At 71.8% G+C, this 21,418-nt stretch carries 15 protein-coding genes; 7 read left to right on the top strand and 8 right to left on the bottom strand.

Annotated features, from left to right (window positions below; translation table 11 throughout):
• The first annotated feature begins 102 nt into the window (after positions 1-102).
• A complete protein-coding gene (locus tag DB32_RS26035) occupies positions 103-924 on the top strand; it encodes a matrixin family metalloprotease (protein WP_053235341.1) in 822 nt (273 codons plus the stop codon).
• On the opposite strand, the gene pyc is transcribed toward DB32_RS26035, so the two are convergent.
• The 3 genes from pyc to DB32_RS26020 all read right to left on the bottom strand — a co-directional run bounded on the left by pyc (position 925) and on the right by DB32_RS26020 (position 5,735).
• Positions 925-4,431: a pyruvate carboxylase gene (pyc, locus tag DB32_RS26030; protein WP_240481257.1), complete on the bottom strand. Its 3,507-nt coding sequence runs from the start codon at positions 4,429-4,431 to the stop codon at positions 925-927.
• A 96-nt stretch (positions 4,432-4,527) separates the two neighbouring features.
• Positions 4,528-5,004, bottom strand: coding sequence for a DoxX family protein (locus DB32_RS26025; RefSeq protein ID WP_075098017.1), 477 nt, complete (start codon positions 5,002-5,004; stop codon positions 4,528-4,530).
• Positions 5,005-5,066: 62 nt separating this feature from the next.
• Positions 5,067-5,735, bottom strand: a complete 669-nt coding sequence (locus DB32_RS26020) for a tetratricopeptide repeat protein (protein ID WP_053235339.1) — start codon at positions 5,733-5,735, stop codon at positions 5,067-5,069.
• 89 nt (positions 5,736-5,824) lie between these two features.
• Between DB32_RS26020 and DB32_RS26015 the strand changes: the two genes are divergently transcribed.
• Both DB32_RS26015 and secA read left to right on the top strand, forming a co-directional pair.
• Positions 5,825-7,321 (top strand): hypothetical protein, encoded by a 1,497-nt coding sequence (locus DB32_RS26015; RefSeq protein WP_053235338.1) that lies wholly within the window; start codon positions 5,825-5,827, stop codon positions 7,319-7,321.
• A 157-nt stretch (positions 7,322-7,478) separates the two neighbouring features.
• The gene (gene secA / locus DB32_RS26010; RefSeq protein WP_053235337.1) at positions 7,479-10,856 is read left to right on the top strand and encodes a preprotein translocase subunit SecA; all 3,378 of its coding nucleotides are present in this window, start codon (positions 7,479-7,481) and stop codon (positions 10,854-10,856) included.
• Between the two features lie 410 nt (positions 10,857-11,266).
• On the opposite strand, the gene DB32_RS26005 is transcribed toward secA, so the two are convergent.
• Together DB32_RS26005 and DB32_RS47085 are read right to left on the bottom strand one after the other, a co-directional pair.
• Complete coding sequence (locus DB32_RS26005) at positions 11,267-12,250, bottom strand: CAP domain-containing protein (protein WP_083457773.1); 984 nt, start codon at positions 12,248-12,250, stop codon at positions 11,267-11,269.
• 106 nt (positions 12,251-12,356) lie between these two features.
• On the bottom strand, positions 12,357-13,628 hold the full coding sequence (locus DB32_RS47085; RefSeq protein WP_169791555.1) for a hypothetical protein: 1,272 nt from the start codon (positions 13,626-13,628) through the stop codon (positions 12,357-12,359).
• 139 nt (positions 13,629-13,767) lie between these two features.
• On the opposite strand from DB32_RS47085, the gene DB32_RS47080 reads away from it, so the two are divergent.
• From DB32_RS47080 to DB32_RS25985, 3 genes are all read left to right on the top strand, one after another.
• Positions 13,768-15,102 (top strand): cyclic nucleotide-binding domain-containing protein, encoded by a 1,335-nt coding sequence (locus DB32_RS47080; RefSeq protein WP_157069393.1) that lies wholly within the window; start codon positions 13,768-13,770, stop codon positions 15,100-15,102.
• Between the two features lie 119 nt (positions 15,103-15,221).
• Positions 15,222-17,117, top strand: a complete 1,896-nt coding sequence (locus tag DB32_RS25990) for a S8 family peptidase (RefSeq protein WP_157069392.1) — start codon at positions 15,222-15,224, stop codon at positions 17,115-17,117.
• Positions 17,118-17,992: 875 nt separating this feature from the next.
• Positions 17,993-18,373, top strand: a complete 381-nt coding sequence (locus DB32_RS25985; protein ID WP_053235332.1) for a hypothetical protein — start codon at positions 17,993-17,995, stop codon at positions 18,371-18,373.
• A gap of 113 nt (positions 18,374-18,486) precedes the next feature.
• Here the strand turns inward: DB32_RS25985 and DB32_RS25980 are convergent, their stop codons facing one another.
• Positions 18,487-18,693 carry an HP1242/YdcH family protein gene (locus tag DB32_RS25980; RefSeq protein ID WP_053235331.1) on the bottom strand — a complete coding sequence of 69 codons (207 nt, stop codon included), beginning with the start codon at positions 18,691-18,693 and terminating at the stop codon, positions 18,487-18,489.
• A gap of 205 nt (positions 18,694-18,898) precedes the next feature.
• On the opposite strand from DB32_RS25980, the gene DB32_RS25975 reads away from it, so the two are divergent.
• The gene (locus tag DB32_RS25975; protein ID WP_053235330.1) at positions 18,899-19,582 is read left to right on the top strand and encodes a LolA family protein; all 684 of its coding nucleotides are present in this window, start codon (positions 18,899-18,901) and stop codon (positions 19,580-19,582) included.
• On the opposite strand, the gene DB32_RS25970 is transcribed toward DB32_RS25975, so the two are convergent.
• Together DB32_RS25970 and DB32_RS25965 are read right to left on the bottom strand one after the other, a co-directional pair.
• Positions 19,504-20,697 carry a glycosyltransferase family 4 protein gene (locus DB32_RS25970; protein ID WP_157069391.1) on the bottom strand — a complete coding sequence of 398 codons (1,194 nt, stop codon included), beginning with the start codon at positions 20,695-20,697 and terminating at the stop codon, positions 19,504-19,506. The genes DB32_RS25975 and DB32_RS25970 overlap by 79 nt on opposite strands.
• Positions 20,698-20,705: 8 nt before the next feature.
• The gene (locus tag DB32_RS25965) at positions 20,706-21,416 is read right to left on the bottom strand and encodes a glycosyltransferase family 2 protein (protein ID WP_053235328.1); all 711 of its coding nucleotides are present in this window, start codon (positions 21,414-21,416) and stop codon (positions 20,706-20,708) included.
• Positions 21,417-21,418 lie beyond the last annotated feature (2 nt).

The following is a 21,418-nucleotide window of genomic DNA, read 5'->3' as shown; positions in this document are numbered from 1 at the left end:
CTCCGTGAGTGAGCTCCGTCGCCGCGCCCGCAACCCCTTCCGGGCGCGGCGGCGGAGCTCCGTTTTTTCACGTCGGCGCGCGCGATCCATAGTCCGCTCACCATGAGCCGACTCCGCGCGCTCGCTCCGATGCTGCTCGCGCTCGTCGCGTGCGATCACGGTCCAGCGCCCGCGGCGATCGGGCTGACGTGCGCGATGCTCGACGAGGCGCCGACGTTGGTCGATCTCGATCTGCGCTTCGCGAACGCCGACGAGGCGCGCGAGTACCTCGAGCACGGCTCGAGCGAGACGCCGCGCGAGCACCTGATCGTCGCGACCGACGGGCCCTCGATCGCGACCCTGCCGCTCGAGGTCCGCGGTGACCTCACGTACTGCGTGAGCGACGAGCTCGGCGCGTCGCGCGACGCGGTGATCGCGGCGACCGAGCGGGCCGCCGCGATGTGGTCGTCGGTCGCGGACGTGCGCTTCCGCTTCGTCACGCCGCCGCGCTGCGCGGAGCGCGGCGTCGACGCGCACCTCGTGATCATCCCGGAGTGCGGCGCGTCGCGCGTCGTCGCGAACGCGATGCTCCCGTGGCGCTCGGGCCGGCGAGGGCAGGAGCTCGCGATCAACGTCTGCTACTGGGATCACGACGCCGTCGTCGCGAGCGACGACGCGCTCACTCGCACGCTGCTGCACGAGCTCGGTCACGTGCTCGGCCTCGTGCACGCGTGGAACACCGCGGACTACGTCGGTGCGTGCGAGTGCGCGAGCTCGACGTCGTTCCTCGCGCTCGCGCCGTACGATCCCGCGTCGATCATGAACTACCCGGACTGCGGCGCGACGTGGTCGCTCTTCGATCCGCCCGCGCTGAGCGACGCGGATCGAGCCGGCATCGAGGAGCTCTACTGCGCCCCCGGTGCCGGCCCGCCTCCGTGTCCCTGATCAGGCCTGCGCGACCGCCGCTTCCACGACCTGCACCTCGACCAGCAGATCGCCCGCCTTGAGCGCGTCGTCCTTCGCGACCGCGACGCGCTTCACCACGCCGCTCACCGGCGACGCGACGACGGTCTCCATCTTCATCGCCGAGAGCACGACGAGCGGATCGCCCTTCGTGATCTTCGCGCCGACGCTCACGCGCACGTCGACCACCGAGCCCGGCATCGGCGCGCCGACCGATCCCGGCTCGCTCGTGCTCGCGCGCTCGCGCTGCTTCGTCGCCGCCTTCGCCGAGCGATCGACCACGCTCACCGCGCGCGGCTGACCGTTGAGCTCGAAGAACACGCGGCGGTTGCCCTCGTCGTCGAGCTCGCCCACCGCGCGCAGCACCACGACGAGCGTCTTGCCGCGCTCGATGTCGAAGAGCAGCTCCTCGCCCTTCTGCAGCGGCGCGAGGAAGTGACGCGTCGGCAGCACCGACACGTCGCCGTTCTTCGTGCGGAAGCGACGGTACTCGCGGAAGACCTGCGGGTACATCGCGGCGCTCATCACGTCGTGATCGCGGATCGCGACGTCGCCGTGCTCCTCGACGAGCGACTTCTTCAGCGCGTCGAGATCGAGCGGCGGGAGCGTCGCGCCCGGGCGCTCGTCGATCGGCTTGCGGCCGCGCAGCACCTTCGTGCGCAGCGGCTCGGGGAAGCCGCCGTGGGGCTGACCGAGGCGACCCTCGAGGAACTCGACGACGCTGGTCGGGAACGAGAGCGTGTCCGCCTGCTCCTCGACCATCTTCGCGTCGAGATCGTTCTGCACCATGAACTGCGCGAGGTCGCCGACGACCTTGCTGCTCGGCGTGACCTTGATGATGTCGCCGAGCAGCTGGTTCGCCTCGCGGTACGCGCGCTTGATCGAGGCCCAGCGGTCACCGAGCCCGTTCTGCTGCGCTTGGAAGAGCAGGTTCGTGTACTGCCCGCCCGGCATCTCGTGCTCGTAGAGGTCGGGCGCGTAGCCCGTCTGCCCGCTCTCGAACGGCGCGTAGAGCGCGCGCGTCTGCTCCCAGTACCCGTTGAGCTTGCGGATCGAGTCGGTGGTGAGCGACGTGTCGCGCGTCGTGCCCGCGAGCGCCGCGACCACCGCGCTCATCGTCGGCTGCGACGTGAGGCCCGCCATCGCGGGCAGCGCGAGATCGACCACGTCCGCATCGGCCTCGGCGCACGCGAGCATCGACGCGACGCCGGTGCCCGCGGTGTCGTGCGTGTGCACGTGGATCGGCAGATCCGGATACGCGCGGCGCAGCGCGCCGACGAGCATCGACGCGGCGCGCGGCTTCAGCAGCCCCGCCATGTCCTTGATGGCGAGGACGTGGATGCCGAGCTTCACGAGCTCGCCCGCGAGGTCCACGTAGTACTGCAGCGAGTACTTCTTGCGCGTGGGATCGCTGACGTCGCCCGTGTAGCAGATCGCGGCCTCGACCACGCCGCCCGCGTTGCCGACCGCGTCGATGCCGAGCTTCATGTTCTCGACGTAGTTGAGCGAGTCGAAGATGCGGAAGACGTCGACGCCCTTGTCCTTCGCCATCTTCGCGAAGGCGAACACGACGTTGTCGGGATAGCTCGTGTAGCCGACCGCGTTCGCGCCGCGGAAGAGCATCTGGAACGGGATGTTCGGCACCGCGTCGCGCAGCCGCTCGAGGCGATCCCACGGGCACTCGTGGAGGAAGCGCAGCGACACGTCGAACGTCGCGCCGCCCCAGCACTCGAGCGAGAAGAGCGGCGCCATCAGGCGCGCGGTCGTGGGCGCGATCGCGAGCAGATCCCGCGTCCTCACGCGGGTGGCGAGCAGCGACTGGTGCGCGTCGCGCCACGTCGTGTCGGTGACGAGCAGACCGCGGTGCTTGCGCACTGCCTTCGCGAACGCCGCGGGCCCGAGGTGCACGAGGATGTCGCGCCACCCCTGCGGCGGCGGCGACTTCAGCGCGCTGCCCTCCGGCGACAGAGCCGGGACCACCGGCTCGATGCGCGCGGGCGGCTGCGCGCCCATGCCCGGGATGCCGGGCCCGTTCACCACGACGTCGCCGAGGTAGTGCAGCAAGCGCTGACCGCGGTTCTTGCGCAGCGGGAAGTCGAAGAGCGCGCGCGTGTCGTCGACCCACGAGGTCCACACGTTCGCCGACTCGAAGTCGGGGTGGCGCAGCACGTTCGAGAGGAACGGGATGTTCGTGCTCACGCCGCGCACCCGGAACTCGGCGAGCGCGCGCGAGAGCTTGTGCACCGCGCCCTCGAAGGTGAGCGCGTGCGCCGTGCACTTCACGAGCATCGAGTCGTAGTCGGGGCTGATCTGTGCGCCCGCGTAGCCGCTGCCCGCGTCGAGCCGGATGCCCATGCCCTCGCCGGCGCGGAAGACCTCGATGCGCCCGGTGTCGGGCTGGAAATTCTTCCGCGGGTCTTCGGTCGTGACGCGGCACTGGATCGCGACGCCGCGGATCGACACCGCGTCCTGCGAGAGCCCGAGGTCCGCGAACGTCGCGCCGCCCGCGATGCGGATCTGCGACTGCACGAGGTCGATGCCGGTCACTTCCTCCGTGACCGTGTGCTCGACCTGGATGCGCGGATTGACCTCGATGAAGTAGTGACGCCCCTCGCGGTCGACGAGGAACTCGACGGTGCCCGCGTTGCGGTATCCGGTCGCGCGCGCCAGCGCGACGGCATCACGGCACAGCGCCTCGCGCACACCCGCCGGCAGGTTCTGCGCGGGCGCCATCTCGACGACCTTCTGGTGCCGTCGCTGCACGCTGCAGTCGCGCTCGTAGAGGTGGATCACCTCGCCCGCGGCATCCGCGAGGATCTGCACCTCGACGTGGCGCGGCTTATCGACGTAGCGCTCGATGAAGACCGTGCCGTCGCCGAACGCCGCGAGCGCTTCGCTCTGCGCGCGCGAGAACGACTCCGCGAGATCCTCCTCGCGGCGCACCACGCGCATGCCGCGACCGCCGCCGCCCATCGCGGCCTTCACGATCACCGGGAACCCGGCGTGCGCGCAGAACTCGCGCGCCTGCTCGATCGTGCTCACCGGGCCGTCGGTGCCCGGCACCATCGAGACGCCGATCTCCTTCGCGAGCGTGCGCGCCGCGGTCTTGTCGCCGAAGCGCCGGAGCACCTCGGGCGAGGGCCCGACGAACGCGATGCCCACCTCGCGGCACGCCTCGCTGAGCCCCGCGTTCTCGGACAGGAACCCGTAGCCCGGGTGGATGCCGTCGGCGCCGCACGCGAGCGCGACGTCGATGATCTCCTCGATGCCGAGGTACGCCGCGACCGCGCTCTTGCCCTTGCCGACGAGGTACGCCTCGTCCGCCTTGTAGCGATGGAGGTGGACGCGATCCTGGTGCGAATAGACCGCGACCGTCGGGATGCCGAGCTCGGTCGCGGCGCGGAACACGCGGATCGCGATCTCGCCCCGGTTGGCGCAGAGGAGCTTGGTGATCGGTCTCGGTCGCCTGGTCGCCAGCGAAGTGGACACGCGCGCACGCCTCCCGCTCGGAGCCCGCGACCCGCGGCGGGTCTCCGCGCGGGCGACGCTATATGGCGCAGTGCGTCATCACACAAGCCGATCTCGTTACGCCGGGCGCCCGATCGGCTCGCGGTACGGCGCGCCCCGCTCGGGCTCGCGCCGGTGTCGCGCACGACCGCGCACCATCGCGTCCACGCTGTACGGCCCGGGCCCGCGCAGGAGGAAGAAGAGCGCGACCGTCGCCATCAGGAGCGGGTACTCGAACCCGCCGTCCTGCGCGAAGAACCCGTTCGGCAGGTGCACCGCGGTGGTCGCGACGATCATCACCGCGAGCACGCCCAGCGCCGACAGCGGCGTCAGCAGCCCGAGCGCGAGGCCGATCCCGCCGCCGAGCTCACCGGCGACGGCGAGCGCCGCGAGCACGTCCGCCGCGGGCACGCCCATCGACGCGACGGTGTCCCGCCATCCGTCGAACCCCTCGACCTTCTGCCAGCCGTGCGCCGCCATCGTCACGCCGGCGACGACGCGCAGCAGCGTGAGCGCGACCGGATCACGCCGCGTCCCGAGCCTCCGAGTGTCCATCTCGACCTCCACGCGCGCGGGGCTGCAATCGGCACGCCCCCGACGTCACGCGAGGCAGCGGATCACACGAAGAGCCGGCAGATCCACGCGTAGAGCCACCACTGCAGCTCCTTGCGTCGCTTGTAGCCGGGGATCTGCCCCCACGTCGCGAACGCCTCGTCGAGCGCCTTCTTCGCGGCGGCCTCGTCCTTGGTCGCGCGGAACGCGAGCGCGAGCTTCACGTGCCCCTCGATCGAGCTCGAGTTCGTCGACACGAAGCGCTCGTACGCGTCGATCGCCTCCTCGTCGCGCCCGAGCTTCCGCAGCGCATCCCCGGCGACGAGATACGGCTCGCCGAAGCGCACGCGCGGGTCCATCTGCACCGACTTCACGAGCGGCTCGAGCGCCTTCTCGTAGTCGCGTCGCTTGAACTGCGCGAGGCCCGACAGATAGAGCAGCTCCGCGTCGTCGGGGAAGCGCTTGCGCGCCTCGTCCAGCAGCTCGAGCGCGCGCCCGGGACGCAGCCGCTCGACGTAGACCATCGCGAGATCGCGGCGCGCCGTCACGTTCGCGGGGTTCGCGTCGATCTGCCGCCGCAGCGCCTGGATGCGCCCCATCGTGCGGAAGAGCACCCACGGATCCGGTACGAAGCGCCGCAGCACGAAGAGCACCACGAGGCCCACGAGCAGCGGCGGGTACTGCACGAGGTACGTCAGCAGGATCCAGCCGAGGTAGTACGAGAAATATCCCATCGCGCGCTGCGGCTCATACGCGGGACGACCGCGCGTTCATCCTCGAACGCGCCAGAGCCGGCGCCGTCCCGCCGGTGCATGCTACCAGGGTGTCGCACCGCGCGCGTGACGCCGATCCGCCCGAGCCCGCCTCGTCCCGCGCCGTCGTGCTCGCGCGCATCCTCGTCCCCATCGCGCTCGGCGTGGTCGGGTACGCGGTGCTGATCTCGGAGCGCTGGGAGGTCGACCACGAGCTGCAGCTCGTCGCGCCCGATCGCGTGCGGCCCGGAGATCCGATCCCGCTCCGCGCGTTCGTGTTCGACGGCATCGACGACCCCGACGGCGGCGAGCTCGTCGCGGCGCAGGTGGACGTCGAGCTCCGCGACGGAGAGCGCGTGCTCGCGCGCACCACGCTCGACACGTCTCGCGCGCGCTCCTCCGAAGGCGCGCTCGCTCCCCCGGACGACGCGACCGACGCGCGCCTCGACCTCGTCGCGTCGGCGCGGGACGACGACGGTGCTCTGCTCGCGACGGTCACGCGCGCGCTCACGATCGAGCCCGACGCGCCGCCCGCGCCGCTTCGCGGTCGCGTCGGCCTGCCGCTGCAGCAGATCGACGTGGGGCCGGTGATCGCCGAGGCGACGGGCGTCCCGCTCCCGCCGCTCGAGGTGCGCGTCGCGGGCGGCGCGTGCGTGCCCGAGGAGCGCTGCGCGCTGTGGATCGACGCGGGCGACGCCGACACGATCACGATCGAGGAGACGCCCGCCGCGTCCGTCGGTGAGCGCAGCACGCGCGACGGAGCGCTCGTGAGGCTGGTCGTCGTCCCGCACGGGCCCGAGGCGTCGGTCGAGCTCGTCGCATCGCGCCTCGGCCAGCCGCTCGCGCGTCGCACCGTGCGCCTGCCGATCGCGCTCGCGACGCCGTGGATCGACGCCCCGCGCGTCGTCTCCTCGATGCCGATCCCGCTCGAGGCGCACCCCCCGGTCGGCCGCGAGGTGCTGACGGCCGATCTCTTCTACGAGGGACGCTGGATCGCGACCGCGACGCTCGACCCCGCTCGCCCCGAGCTCCCCTTCGACGTCGGGCCCGGGCTGTATCGCGTGGAAGTGCGCGCCGATCCGTTCGGGGGTGAGCGCGCTGCCGCGCGATACGTCCTGGTCGCGCCCGCCGGCTCGGACCTCGCGCTCCACGACACCCGCGAGCTGCTGCGCCGCGAGGACGTCGAGCTCACCGATCGCGAAGGCACCGAGCCGCGCCTCCTCCTCGCGGGCGCCGAAGAAGAAGTGCGGACGCTGCCCAGCGCGATCTCGGGCCTCGAGGACGATCGCCGCATGGTCGCGGAGCGCCGCCGCCGCCTGCACTTCGTCGCGGGGCTCGCGCTCGGGCTCGGCATCGCGGTGCTCGCGATGTCGCTCCTGAGACGTGGCCTCTTCGCCGCGGCCGAGGCGCGGGACGTCATGCACGAGGCGGGCGACCCCGAGGCGCGGAGCGTCCGCGCGCGCGCCCGCACCACCCTCGCGGTCATCGCGATCGTGGGCGCGGTCGCCGTCGCGCTGCTCGCGGGCGCGGCGCTGATCCTCGCTCGCGCGGCGCTCGTCACGGGCTGAGATCCGCCCGAATAGCACGGGGGTTCCCCGCGTTGCGCCCCCACGATCGCCGCCTTAGTCTGCCCCGCCTGTCTTCTCGGCGAGGCTGCGCGCCGCCTTCTCGGCGCCGCAGTCGCCCACTACCGCCTCTTCCCTCCGCGCCCGAGGCCTCTCTCGAATGCTGCAGGACATCCTCAAGAAGCTCTTCGGCACCAACCACGAGCGGCAGATCCGCAAGATCCAGCCGCGCGTGGCCGCGATCAACGCGCTCGAGCCGGAGATCAAGAAGCTCTCGGACGCGCAGCTGAAGGCCAGGACCGCCGAGCTCAAGCAGAAGCTCGACAACGGCGCGACCCTCGACGACGTCCTGTTCGAAGCGTTCGCGACCGCGCGTGAAGCGGGCCGCCGCGTCCTCGGGATGCGTCACTACGACGTGCAGCTGATCGGCGGCATGGTCCTGCACGACGGCAAGATCGCCGAGATGAAGACCGGCGAAGGCAAGACGCTGGTCGCGACGCTTCCTTGCTACCTCAACGCGCTCTCGGGCAAGGGCGTCCACGTCGTCACGGTCAACGACTACCTCGCCAAGCGCGACGCCGAGTGGATGGGCCGCCTCTACAACTGGCTCGGCCTGTCGTACGGCGTCGTCATTCCTTCGCAGAGCGATCAGGCGAAGAAGAACGCGTATCGCGCAGACATCACGTACGGCCAGAACAACGAGTTCGGCTTCGACTATCTGCGCGACAACATGAAGTTCAGCATCTACGACTACGCGCAGCGCGAGCTGAACTTCGCGATCGTCGACGAGGTCGACTCCATCCTCGTGGACGAGGCGCGCACGCCGCTGATCATCAGCGGGCAGGGCGAGGTCGCGAGCGACAAGTACCTGCGTATCGCGCGCATCATGCCGCGCCTCCGCAAGGACGAGCACTACGTCGTCGACGAGAAGTTCCACAACGCGACGTTCACCGAGGAAGGCATCGAGCGCGCGCAGCAGCTGCTCGTCGAGGCCGGGATCATGAAGAGCGAGAACCTCTTCGATCCGGTCAACCTCGAGACGCTGCACATCCTGAACAAGTCGCTCATCGCGCACACGCTCTACAAGCGCGACCAGCACTACATGGTCACGGCCGATCAGAAGGTCGTGATCGTCGACGAGTTCACGGGACGCGTGCTCGCGGGACGCCGCTGGTCCGACGGCCTGCACCAGGCGGTCGAGGCGAAGGAGGGCGTGCCGATCCAGGCCGAGAACCGGACGCTCGCGACCATCTCGTTCCAGAACTACTTCCGCCTCTACAAGAAGATCGCCGGCATGACCGGCACCGCCGACACCGAGGCCGAGGAGTTCCACAAGATCTACAAGCTGGACGTCACCGTCATCCCGACGAACAAGCCGATCCAGCGAAGCGATCAGGACGACCTCGTCTTCAAGACCGAGCGCGAGAAGTTCAAGGCGGTCTACGAGGACATCGTCGAGTGCCACAAGGCGGGCCAGCCGGTGCTCGTCGGCACCACGAGCGTCGAGAAGAGCGAAGCGCTCCACCGCATGCTCGCGAAGGCCGAGATCCCCCACAACGTGCTGAACGCGAAGCAGCACGAGCGCGAGGCGTACGTCGTCGCGCAGGCGGGCCGGAAGGGCGCCATCACCATCGCGACGAACATGGCCGGCCGCGGCACCGACATCTTGCTGGGCGGCAACCCCGAGATGCTCGCGAAGTACCGCGTGATGGATCGCGCGAACGCCGAGGGGAACGTCGAGCTGCTCCAGAGCCGCGAGCTCTTCGAGGCCGCGGTGAAGGAAGAGCAGACGCGGCTCGAGGCCGAGTGCGCGCAGGAGCGCAAAGAGGTGCTCGCCGCGGGTGGCCTCCAGATCGTCGGCACCGAGCGCCACGAGTCGCGCCGCATCGACAACCAGCTGCGCGGTCGTGCGGGCCGTCAGGGCGATCCCGGCGCCAGCCGCTTCTACCTGAGCCTCGAAGACGACCTCATGCGCATCTTCGCCGGTGAGCGCATCCAGGCGATGATGACGACGCTCGGGATGGAGGAGGGCGTCCCGATCGAGCACAAGTGGGTGACGAACGCCGTCGCCAACGCGCAGAAGAAGGTCGAGGAGCGGAACTTCGACATCCGCAAGAACCTCCTCGAGTACGACGACGTGATGAACCAGCAGCGCAAGAGCATCTACGCGCTGCGCCGTCAGGTCCTCGAAGGTCAGTACCGCACCGTCCCGACCGAGGACGAGATCAAGAAGGGCGTGAAGCCCGAGCCCATCGTCAAGGAGATCGACGAGGAGCTCCGCAAGCGCGCGAAGCCGACGCTCGAGCGCATGGTGAAGGTGCACGGCGCGAAGGCGATCCCGCCGCAGCCCCCGGCGCGTCCCCAGCCTCCGCCGCGCAACGCGACGCCCGAGCAGCTGAGCGCGTTCAACGACGTCGTGCGTGCGTACGACGTGGCAGCGCGCGAGTGGCAGGAGTCGATGCGCGCGTGGCAGGAGACCGCGCTCGCCGCGAACGTCGCCGACCTCGACGAGGTGCGCTGGCAGGCGCTCGAGCGGAACATCTACGACGTCTTCGGCTGCCGCGTTCACATCGAGAAGATCGCGAAGAAGCCGAAGCTCGTGCTCGAGACGATCGAGAAGGAAGTCGGCATGTCGCTGAGCGAGCAGCGCGAGCGCATGCTCGACCTCGTCGACGACATCGTGGGCAAGCTCGTCGAGCGCACCTGCCCGCCGAACAAGCACGCGGAGGACTGGGACTTCGACGGGCTGCGCAAGTCGTACGAGGAGACGTTCGGGCTCAAGGCCGGCGCGGTCGAGAAGTTCCACGACGTCGAGGACCTGGCGGAGCGTCTCTACAAGGACGGCGAGGCCGTGCTCCTCAAGAAGGAGAAGGAGATCGGCCCCGAGAACCTGCTCGCGGCGTTCCGCAACTTCTACCTCCGCGAGATCGACCGTCAGTGGCTCGACCACCTGACGAACATGGACCAGCTGCGCGACGGCATCGGCCTGCGCGGCTACGGCCAGCGCGATCCGAAGAAGGAGTACAAGAAGGAGGGCTACGACCTCTTCGTGGGCATGACCGAGAGCATCAAGGCGCAGGTCGCGTTCTCGATGTTCCGCATCCAGGTCATGCGCGAGGAGGACGTGCGGCGCCTCGAGGAGCAGCGCCGCCGCGAGGTCGAGGCGCAGCAGCAGCGCATCATGCAGCAGCACATCGCTGCGGCGACCACGAACGCGGGGCCCGGCACGCAGCCGGTGGCGAGCTCGAGCGGGATCGGCGCGGCGCGCGGCGGCGCGCGTGCGGCGGCGGCGGGTGTGCCGGCAGCGGCGGCGCGTGGTGGTCGCACGATCGTGCCGGCGCAGCAGGCGGCGGCGGCGGCAGCGCCGAAGGTCGAGACGGTGCGCCGCGACAAGCCGAAGGTCGGCCGCAACGACCCCTGCTACTGCGGCAGCGGCAAGAAGTACAAGAACTGCCACATGCGCACGGACCAGCAGAGCGAGCCCGCGCTCGACTCCGTCGCCCCCGAGGCCAAGAGCGTCGACGAAGCCCAGGGCTGATCGCGCGGCACTCGTCCGCGCTGCCCGCCCGGGCCTCGCTTCGACGCGAGGCGCCCGTCAGCGCCGACGGCTCGGGCGTCGCGCAGCGACGCACCGTGCGCCAGCGCGGGGAGACTGGCGATTGCGACCCCACGATGCCCCCGTCAGCTCTGACGGGGGCATCGTCGCGTTGCGAAGAGGCATCCGTCAGCTCGGACGGGTGCCTCTTCGACTCTCGAAGGTGCACCCGTCCGCGGTGGCGGGTGCCTCCATGCGGCTCGATGGGCCATCCGTCAGCTCGGACGGGTGCCTCGTCGCATTGCGATGACCCATCCGTCCGCTCTGACGGGTGGATCTTCGGGGCTCGAAGAGGCGTCCGTCAGCGCTGACGGGTGCATCTTCGTGACAAGATGGCGCGCTCGCCAGCGCGCTCAGCGGCTCGCGCCCACGACCAGGCGCGGCCAGGCGGCGAGGACCACCACGACGCAGGCACGCCCGGCGTCGTCGGTCGCGATGCCCGCGCCCGCGTCGGTGAACCGGCGGTCGACCAGCGCGCTGCGGTGCGAGGGGCTGCGCGTCAGCGCGAGGAACGCGCCCGCCACGTCCGCGCCGCGCGCGATCACCTCGCCGACGTGGCGCGCTTCGATCCCTCGCTCGCGGGCTCGCGCGCGGGGGTCGCGGCCCGGCTCGAGCTCGTGGGCCGCGCGTCCCACGCGACACACGGCGTCGGCGTGCGCTTGCGCGACCGACGCGAGCACGCGATGCGGCCGCAGCGGCGAGACGTGCGCTTGCGAGCGGAGCGCCTCGATGCGCGCGTCGAGCGGCTCGTCGTCGGCCGACGTGCGGCGCGCGGGGTCCTCGTCGCCGCCGATGCGCCGCTCCGCGACCGGCCGCGGTCCGTCGGGCCCGCGCGCGACGAGCTGCACCCGCACCGGGCGCTCGAGATCCGAGGGCACGTCGGCGCGTCCCTCGAAGGGCTCCACACGCTCGACGTTCCCGTGCGGATCTTCGACGAACACCATCGGATCGGCGAACCCCGGGCCGAGCTCGATCCGGAAGCGCTCGTTCCCCTCGTCGACGAGCCGGCCCGCGCGCGGCGCGGCGATCACGAGCCAGCGCTCGTCCCGACGCGCCTCGCCGCAGACGACGGGCGCGCGCAGCCGCTCGCCGAGCCGCTCCAGCCACGGCCCGATGCGGCCCTCGTCGCCGTCGTGGATCGCGAGCGCGTGCACGGTCGGCGCGTCGGAGCCCGCGTGGCGCGCCGCCGCGAGCAGCTCGGCGCCCGTCGGATCCCCGCCGTGCATGAGCACCGCCGCGGCCGCCTCGGCGAGCACGTCGTCCTCGCAGCGCTGGGCGCGAGCGAGGCCAGGAGCCGCGAGCACCGCGACGATCACCCAAGCGAGAGCAGCGCGCATCGCCCGATGTTCGGCGCCACGGATCGCCGACGCCAGTTCTCGGCCGAGACGCAGCCGGCGCGCGGAGCGTTCGGGGAGGGGTCTTCCGAGAACCCCTCCGGCGAGCTCACCCGTCGCCCTTCGCGCGCGCGCTCTCGCGGCCGAGGCCCGGCGTGGTCGCCCACACCTGCATCCAGCCCACGGCCGCGACCGCCGCGAAGAGCGGCGTCGTCGCCGCGCCCGCTGCGTTCCACGCCGGCCCGATCGCGCTCGCGACCATCCCGTCGAGCGCGCCCCACCCGAGCACGAGCCACGGCCACACGCGGCACCCGCTGTCGCTCGAGTCGTCGATGAACGCGAGCAGCGACAGCGCGAGCACGACCAGCAGCAGCGCGCGCATCGCCGGCCCGAGCCAGGCGTCGACGCCCCCGGCGTGCACGACCATCGCGTCGAGCCCGCCGTCGAGGATCAGCCACGACGCGCTCACCGCGACGCCGACGCCCATCGCCGCGCGCGCGAACCGCGATGCGCGGTTCTGCCAGCGCAGCAGCTGCGCGGCCGCGAGCAGCGTCGTGCCCATCGCGGCGAGGCCCTCGGCGCCACCGGGGCTGCTGCGCGCCATCGTGGCCACGACGAGCCCGAGCGACGCGAGCACGGCGAACGCGCCCGCCCGCATCGCGAAGCGGAGCGGCGCAATCGCGACGAGCGCGATCGCCGCGCCGAGCCCGGCGATCCCGAGGTGGATCGCCTCGCCCGCCGCGAGCGTCATCGCCGCCGTGACCACGCCTGCCCCGGCGAACAGCGCGAGCCCTCGCGACGTCCACGCCATCGGCTCGGCCGCCGGCCGCTCGCGCAGCAGCTCCGACGCGAGCCACTGCGGCGGGCCCACCGGCGCGGTCTGCGCGCGCATCCCCGAGCTCGACGCGCTCGCGCTCTGGACCGGGGTCGCGTCCGCGGCGCGCGCCGTGGTGGGGAACGCCACCACCCGCGCGGCAGGCCGTGCGGGCTCGTCGCTGCGGTCCTGCTCCTCCTCGGCCGCTGCCGCGATCGCGAGCCCGCGGGCGCGACCGCGCGCGGCCGCTTCTCCGCGCACCCGCCGGACCGGGCGCGAGGGCTCGCGCGTCGGCTCGGGCTCGGTGCCGGCCTCCTGCTCGCGCGAGATCTTCCGGATGCGACGGGTGTCGGGATCCGCGGTGGCGCGGAGCGGGGAGGGCGGCGGCTCGCTTTCGATCTCGCTGGTGCTCGCCCAGGTTCCGGCGGGCACCGGCGGGGGCTCGTCGGAGTCGGCGGCGTCGCGCGGCGGCGGCTCCGACGCGAGCGGCACGCGCACGGCCCCGCAGGAGGGACATCGCTCGTCCCCCACGCTCAGCGAGGCGCGGCACTGCGTGCACGTCTCCATCGGGTCGCGGTGCCCTCTCTCGGGTCGCTCATGTTACCCGCTTCCGCGTCGCGCTCCCAGCGGTCCCGTCGACGCCCGCGAACGCGGACGTGCGACGGCCCACCTGGCGCGGCGCGCGGCGCGTTACCATCGCCGCCGCATGCGAACGCTCCGCGATCTCCGCGCCCACGCCGACGCGCGCCTCCTCGCCGGCGAGGCCCACGCCGCGCTCCACGCCTACTGCGCGCTGGTGCAGCTCCAGCCCGTCGATCTCGACGCGCGCCTGCGCGTCGCCGACAGCCTCCTCGCGCTCGGCGAGGTGCAGCGCGCGGCCGTCGTCTACACGGCGCTCGCCCGCTACGCGACGCACGCCGGGTACCCGCTGCGCGCGCTCGTCGCGCTCAAGGTGCTCACCGCGCTCGAGCCGCAGCTCGAGGCGCTGCTCGCACCGCTCGCCGAGCTCTACTCGGTGGGCTCGCCGCGCCTCGGTCGCGGCGTGCGCATCGCGCCCGGCGATCCCGACCAGCTCGTTCCCGAGACGCTCGACCTCGCGCGCGAGATCCCGCTCGAGCAGCTCGCGCCGCACGCCGAGCGCGTGGCCGCGGACACCACGGGCGCTGCGTTCCCCGAGCGCCTGCCGCCGATCCCGCTGTTCAGCGAGCTGCGCGCCGATGTGTTCCGCGCGCTGCTCCCCGCGCTCAAGCTGCGCCGCGTCCGCCCGGGCGAGGTCGTGCTCGCGGAGGGAGAGCCCGGCCAGAGCTTCTTCGTCATCGCGCGCGGCGAGGTGCAGGTCACGAAGCAGCTCGCGCAGCACCCCGAGGCGGGCGGAGGCGACACCGTGCTCGCGACGCTCCACGAAGGCGCGGTGTTCGGCGAGATGGCGCTCGTCTCCGCGGCGCCACGCTCGGCGACGGTGCGCGCTTCGACCGACGCCGACCTGCTCGAGTTCGATCGCGACGCGCTGTCCGCGCTCTCGCGCGACGTCGCGACGCTCGCGGTCGCGCTCGACAAGTTCACGCGCGAGCGCCTGCTCCAGAACCTCCTGCAGACGTCGCCGCTCTTCCGCCCGCTCGATCGCAAGCAGCGCATGGATCTCGTGCGCCGCTTCACCGCGCACGACGTCGTGCCCGGCGTGCAGATCATCACCGAGGGCCAGCCCGGCCGCGGGCTCTTCGTGCTGCTCTCGGGCGAGGTCGACGTCTCGAAGATCGACGGCGACAGCAAGATCCTGCTCGCCACGCTCAAGCCCGGCGACGTGTTCGGCGAGATCTCGCTGCTCCACGACGAGCCCGCGAGCGCGACCGTCACGGCGGCGCGCCAGAGCACGGTGCTCTTCCTCGGACGCGACATCTTCCAGCGCCTCGTCGCGGCGTTCCCGGAGATCCGCGAGTACGTCAGCCAGCTCGGCGAGGAGCGCCAGCTCGACACCCGCCTGCTGCTCGAGACCAGCGACGGCACCGAAGAGCTCGACCTCGAGGACCTCGTCCTCGTGTGACGCGCGTGGCGTAGCGCCACGGTAGGGCGAGCGCCCACTCGCCAATGCGTGAAACAGTATGAAGGTCCCAGTCGTCGTGTAGCGAGCGTCGCTCGGCGGCGCCCATACTGGAGATCATCATGCCGTCCACCCGATCGCTCCCTTGGGCCAAGGTGATCTTCGGGATCGCCGTCGTCGCGCTGCTGCTCGCGTCGGTGCTCGCGCGGTCCGGATTCCGCTGCCCGGCGACCGCATGCGGGGCTGGATGCCCGCCGTCGCGCGCCGCGCTCTCGATGCCGCATCCCTTCGTCGCGGACCCCGCGACGGGCGCGCTGCTGGTCGACCTCGACGACGACGCGTCGCCCGAGGATCGCGAGGCCGTCGCCCGCGAGCTCGCGGGCGCGATCGCGCCGTTCGCCTGGAGCAGCGGGCTCGGCGAGATGCTGAGCGACGAGGCCGAGCTCTTCCGGGTACGCGCGCCCGAGAGCGAGGTGAGCGACGTGCTCGCGCGCCTCGGCCGCAACGAGCTCGTCGAGGGCATCGAGGTGGAGCGCACGTGGTCGCTCCCCGAGACGGAGCTGGGCTTCGTCCCCAGCAGCCAGCCGCCCGCCGCGACCGACGGTGAGCGCCGCTTCACGCCCGACGATCCGTACTACCGCTTCCAATGGCACCTCGATCAGATCGGGATGCCCGAGGCGTGGGCCCGCGCGCGCGGCGCGGGCGTGGTCGTCGCGGTCATCGACACCGGCGTCGCGTACCGCGACGGCGACCGCTTCCTCCGCGCGCCCGACCTCGCGCGCACCCGCTTCGTCGAGGGCTGGGACTTCGTCGACGACGACGCGCAGCCCGACGACGAGCACGGCCACGGCACGCACGTGGCGGGCACGATCGCGCAGAGCACGCACAACGCGCTCGGCGTCGCGGGCGTCGCGCCCGAGGCCGCGATCATGCCGCTGCGCGTGCTCGACCGGAACGGCGCGGGCGGCTGGGGCGCGATCGCGGCGTCGATCCGCTGGGCCGCCGATCACGGCGCGAACGTCATCAACATGTCGCTCGGTGGCGGGATGCGCTCGCGCACCGTCGAGCGCGCGATCGAGTACGCGCACGAGAAGGGCGTCGTGGTCGTCGCGGCGGCCGGCAACGCGTCGCGCAGCACGGTGGAGTACCCCGCGCGCCACGATCACGTCATCGCGGTCGGCGCGGTGCGCTTCGACCGGACGCTCTCGTTCTACTCGTCGTACGGGCGCGGCCTCGACGTGGTCGCGCCGGGCGGCGACACCCGCGTCGACCAGAACGGCGACGGCATGCCCGACGGCGTGCTCCAGAACACGCTCGTCGGCCGCGATCCGCGGCGGTTCGACTACGTCGCATACCAGGGCACGTCGATGGCCGCGCCGCACGTCGCGGGCGTCGCCGCGCTGATCGTCGGCGCCGGCGTGACCGACCCCGACGCGGTCGAGCGCGTGCTGACCTCCACGGCGGTCGATCTCGGTGATCGCACCCGCTACGCGGCGGGTCTGGTCCAGGCGAACGCGGCGCTCGCGCGCGCATCGCAGGAGAGCGGCGCGGCGCGTGGTGCGCTCGCGGCGCTGCTCGGGCTCGGCGTGCTCGTCGGGCTGCGCCGTCGCGGCAAGCTCGGCGTCGGGCTCGCGGGGGCGACGATGCTCGCGGTCGTCGTCGCGGGCGGCCTCGGCGCGCTGCCGTGGCACCTCGTGCCGGGCCTCGGCGGGCTCGAGTCGCTGCTCGCGGGGGGCGGCCCCGGCGCTGCTGCGCACATCGGCGGCCGCTGGACGGCGCTGTTCGCGATGAGCGCGCTGGTGCCGCTCGCCGCCGTCGCGCTGATGCTGCACTTCCGCAAGATGCAGCCGCTGCTCGTCGGCCTGTGCCTCGGCACGGCTGCGTTCCTGCTCGTCGAGGCGCTCGCGCCGACGACCGCGGTCGCGCTGCTCCCCGGCTGGCTCGTGGGCCCCTGGCTCGTGCTCAACGCCGGTGTCGCGCTCTGGCTCGGTCGTCAGGTGGCGCGCCAGTCCCGCTGACATTGGTGTCAAGCCCGGCCACGCCCTGTGCGAGGCCGGGCCGACCGCGACAGGGATGTCATGCATCGAGCCCCGGTGACCCTTCGGCGTCACCGGGGCTCGTGCATTTCGTCGAGGAAAACCCGGAGTGTCCGGCGCGGCCTCGAAGCGTCCGCGCGCTGGCAGGCTCTCTGCTAGCACGACTCGAAACGACGACGGGAGCGAGCCCGAAGACTCGCTCCCGCCCTCTACTTCACGTTCGCCGCGCTTCGTTCCTTCGACTCGACTGCCGTTCCTTCGACTCGACTGCCGCTGCTTCGACTCGTTCCGGCTCTCGATCTCGTTCCCGCTCTCGACCTCGTTCCGGTCTCGAGCTTCGCGGCTTCCAGCTTCGTCCGCCTCTCGGCTCCTCGGCTGTCTCGAGCGAGACGACTCCTTCGATTTTCGCTGGGCGTTCGGGTTCGCGGTTCGAGCCTCTCGCGCCGAGCTCCTCGACGTCCGCTTCACGTTCCGTTCGCGACCGCTGCTCTGGCCGGCGGGGTCGCGCCCGGTGGCTCGCTTCGCTTCGCCTTCTCTTCTGCGCTCGCTCTTCGCTTGTCGTTCGTCTCGCGCTTGCTTGGAACCGGCTTCGTCTTGCTTCGCGTCGATGTCCGACGCGCCTTTTTCCTTCGCTGATTCGCTCTTCTTCCTCTTCGCTCGCGTCTCTTCTTCCGAGCGCGGGGCCGTGGCAGCGGCTCCGCGCTCTTTCTTTTTGCGCATCCGCATCGAACCGATCTGCGGATTGCACTGTGCTTGAGATTGTATGTCTTGGCTGCTCCGGTGCCAAGACCGTCGTTGGCTGCAACGTGGGCTCGGGATCGCGCATTCCGCCCCCGCTCGGGTATGCTCCGCGCGCGATGCGACGCCCTCTCGCCGTGATCTTCGCGCTGGCCCTCGGCGCGTGCGCCGCGACTTCCTCCGAGATGCGGCGCGCCGAGGAGGCCTACGACCAGGCGCGCTTCGACGCGGCGCGCACCTGGCTGGTCGACCTCGAGGACATCGCGCCCTCGATGGACGAGCCGATGCGTGCTCGGTACTTCTACCTCCGCGGCATGGCGGAGTACCGGCTCGGGCACCGGCTCGAGGCGCTGCACTACCTCGAGGTCGCGCACGAGATCGCGGGCGAGAACGGCCGCGGATTGCGGGAGGAACAGCGAGACCTGCTCGCGCGCACCCGCGCGGAGCTGGAGCCCGTCGACCCGCTGAGCCATCGCCCCCCGCCCGCGGCTGCGGACTGACGGAAACGGAAGGGCCCGCGGCATCTGCAGGATGCGGCGGGCCCGATTCTCCTCGCGAACGCGTCTGTCTCGTCGGCTCCGAGCCCTTCGTCCGGAGGGCTCGGTCGCGTCACTCAGCTCGACGGGACCCGTAGGTTCTCGATCGCGTCCTTGGTCGCCAGCTTCTGCTTCTTCAGCTTCGCCAGGTCGAGCTGCTCGGTGTTGGTGAGGAACATCCGAGCCTCGTACTCAGCGACGCGCTCCTTGAGCTTCTTGTGGCGCCTCTCGAGGCGGTCCAGCTCCTTGAGGGGATCGACCTGACGCGACTGCGACCTCGCCATGGGACCTCCATGTAACGGTGATCACGAACCTCTAAGAAAGAGCTTCGAGCACACGAGCGAGCAGCGGAACCGGGCTGGCAGCGACACTAGGACCGGCGCACAAAGAACAGGGGAACCAATCGAACATCCTACCGGCCGTCACGCGCTGGATCAACAAGCCCCTCCGACGTTTCTCGCGCATCTTCACGGAAACAATCGCGTCATCGTGTCGACACGGCCCGCGCCCACGATCCTCGCCTGCTTCGCGCTCGCTTCGCTGGTCGCGACGGGCGTGATCGCGCACGCGCAGACCGACGACGCGAGCACGGTGCTCGCCGAGGTGCGTGCTCGTTACGGCGCGCTGCGCGGGCTGCGCGCGCGCTTCGAGCAGCGGTTCCACCATCGGCTCCACGAGCGCGACGATCGCTGGCGCGGGCGCATCGCGCTCCAGCGTCCCGGACGCTTGCGCATCGACTACGACGTGCCGCGGGGGCGCGTGCTCGCGAGCGACGGGACGCGGATCGTCTCGTACGAGCCCGAGCCCGCGCCGGGGCAGTACTACGAGCAGGCTGCGTCGGAGGACGCGATGCCGATCGCGCTCGGGCTCCTGATGGGCGTCGAGCTCCCCGAGGGCGCGGTGATCGCGCGGCTCGTCGACGCGCGGCAGACGGGGTTCGCGGGGAGCGTGATCGAGCTGCGGCCGAGCGAGCCGGTCGCGCAGTACGAGCGCGTGTGGCTCTACGTCGATCGCGCCGAGGAGCGGCGCGGGCGCGTGCATCGCGTGATGATCATCGACCACGCGGGGAACACCAACCGGTTCGATCTGATCGATCAGGTCGAGAACCCGCGGCTCGCGGAGTCGACGTTCGTGTTTCGTCCGCCTGCGTCGGCGCGGCGCATCGAGCCCTGAGCGAGCAGCGCCTCGAAGCGCGGCGCGAGCGCGGGCCAGGTGCGCGAGGACGCGGTGTGCGATGCGTGATCGGAGAGTCGCGCGCGGAGCGTGGCGTCGTCGCGTAGGCGCGCGATCGCGTCGCGCAGCGCGCCGACGTCGTCGGGCGGCACGAGCAAGCCGTCGTGCTCGTGGGTGACGATCTCGCGCACGCCGCCGACGTCGGTCGCGACGACGGGAAGCGCGGCGCTCATCGCCTCGATCAGCGCGGTGGGCGCGCCCTCGGTGCGGCCGCTCGGGAGCACGATCGAGGGCGCGATCAGCGCGTCGGCGGTCGCGAGCCAGCGCGCCTTGTCGTCGCCCGTGATCGTCCCGAGGAAGCACACGCGCGCGCCGCACGTGCGCGCGAGCTGCTCGAGGCGCGTACGCTCGGGACCGTCACCGCCGATCACGAGCTCGACGTCGGGCGGGAGCGCGCGGATCGCGCGATCGAGGCCCTTCACGGGGACCAGACGTGCGAGCGCGAGCAACGTGAACCGCTCGCGGCGTGCGCGCGCGACGGACGGCGGGGCATCGACGCCCATCGCGATCACGTGCGAGCGAGGGCGTGCCTCGGGGGCGAGCGCGAGGAATCCGTCGCGCAGCCGCGCGCTCACGAACACGAGCGAGTCGCTGCGCTCCGCGATCGCACGAGCGAGCGCGCGCGGCGCGCGCGAGAGCACGTGGACGTCCGCCGAGTGGAAGATCGCGACGTGCCGCGCCGATCCGCGCATCGCGCCCGCGACGAGTCCGCAGGGGACGCCCCAGTGGCTCGCGATCGCGTCCCATCGTCGGTCTCTCATCGCCGCGGCGAGCGCGAGCGGGAACGATGCTGCGCCGAGCCACGCGAGCGGATCGCGCGCGAGGTTGTCGGGCGCGCCCGCGCGATGGAACGTGCGCTGGAGCGCGCGCGGTCGCGCGTAGTCGATCCATCGCACGCGCACGCCGGGCGCCGGATCGGTCCACGCATCGCGGTGATCGGGCGCGGGCGCGAGCACTTCGACCTCGTGACCCAGCGACGCGAGCGCGCGTGCCATGCCGAGCACGAAGAGCCCCGAGACGTCGCGCGGCGACGTCGGGAAGCTCGTCGCGGGCATCGCGACGATCACGAGAGGTGCCGGGTGATCGCGGTGCGCGCGAGGAGCAGCGGGATCACGACGAGCCCATGACGGATGCCGATGCCGCTCTCTTCGTCGGCGTAGATCGGACGCACCGTGACCTCGCCGACGCGCAGGCCTGCGGCCGCCGCGCGTCCCAACAGATCGTTCGGATAGCCGTAGCCCGGCCACATGCGCTCGAGCTCGACGCGTCGCGCCGCGCTTCGCGAGATCGCGGCATAGCCGCACTGCGAGTCGCGCACGGGGATGCCGGTCGCCAGGTGCGTGAGCCGCGAGAGCACGTGGTTCGCGATCCAACGATGCGGCGGCATCGTGCGGCGCACGCTCGGGTGCGAGAGGCGATCGCCTTTGCAGTAGTCGAATTCGCCGCGCGCGACCGGCGCGACGACGCGCTCGAGATCCGAGGGATCCATCTGCGCGTCGCCCGCCATCACTGCGGCCACGTCGGCGCCGCGATCGAACGCGACGCGCGTTCCGGTCGCGATCGCCGCGCCGACGCCGCGATTGCGCGCGTGACGAACGACCTCGACGCGCGCGTCGCCCGCGCGCGCCGCTTCGCGCGCGGTGTCGTCCGTCGATGCGTCGTCCACCACGACGACGCGATCGACGAACGACGGGATCCCGGAGAGCGCTCGCGCGATGAGGCGCGCCTCGTTGTACGCCGGGACGACGACCGCGACCTTTGCGCTCTCCAGCACTG

Origin of the sequence: Sandaracinus amylolyticus (assembly GCF_000737325.1) — a bacterium.
Classification (GTDB): domain Bacteria; phylum Myxococcota_A; class Polyangia; order Polyangiales; family Sandaracinaceae; genus Sandaracinus; species Sandaracinus amylolyticus.
The sequence above is the reverse complement of the archived record's forward strand: the minus strand, read 5'-3'. Positions and strand labels throughout refer to the sequence as shown.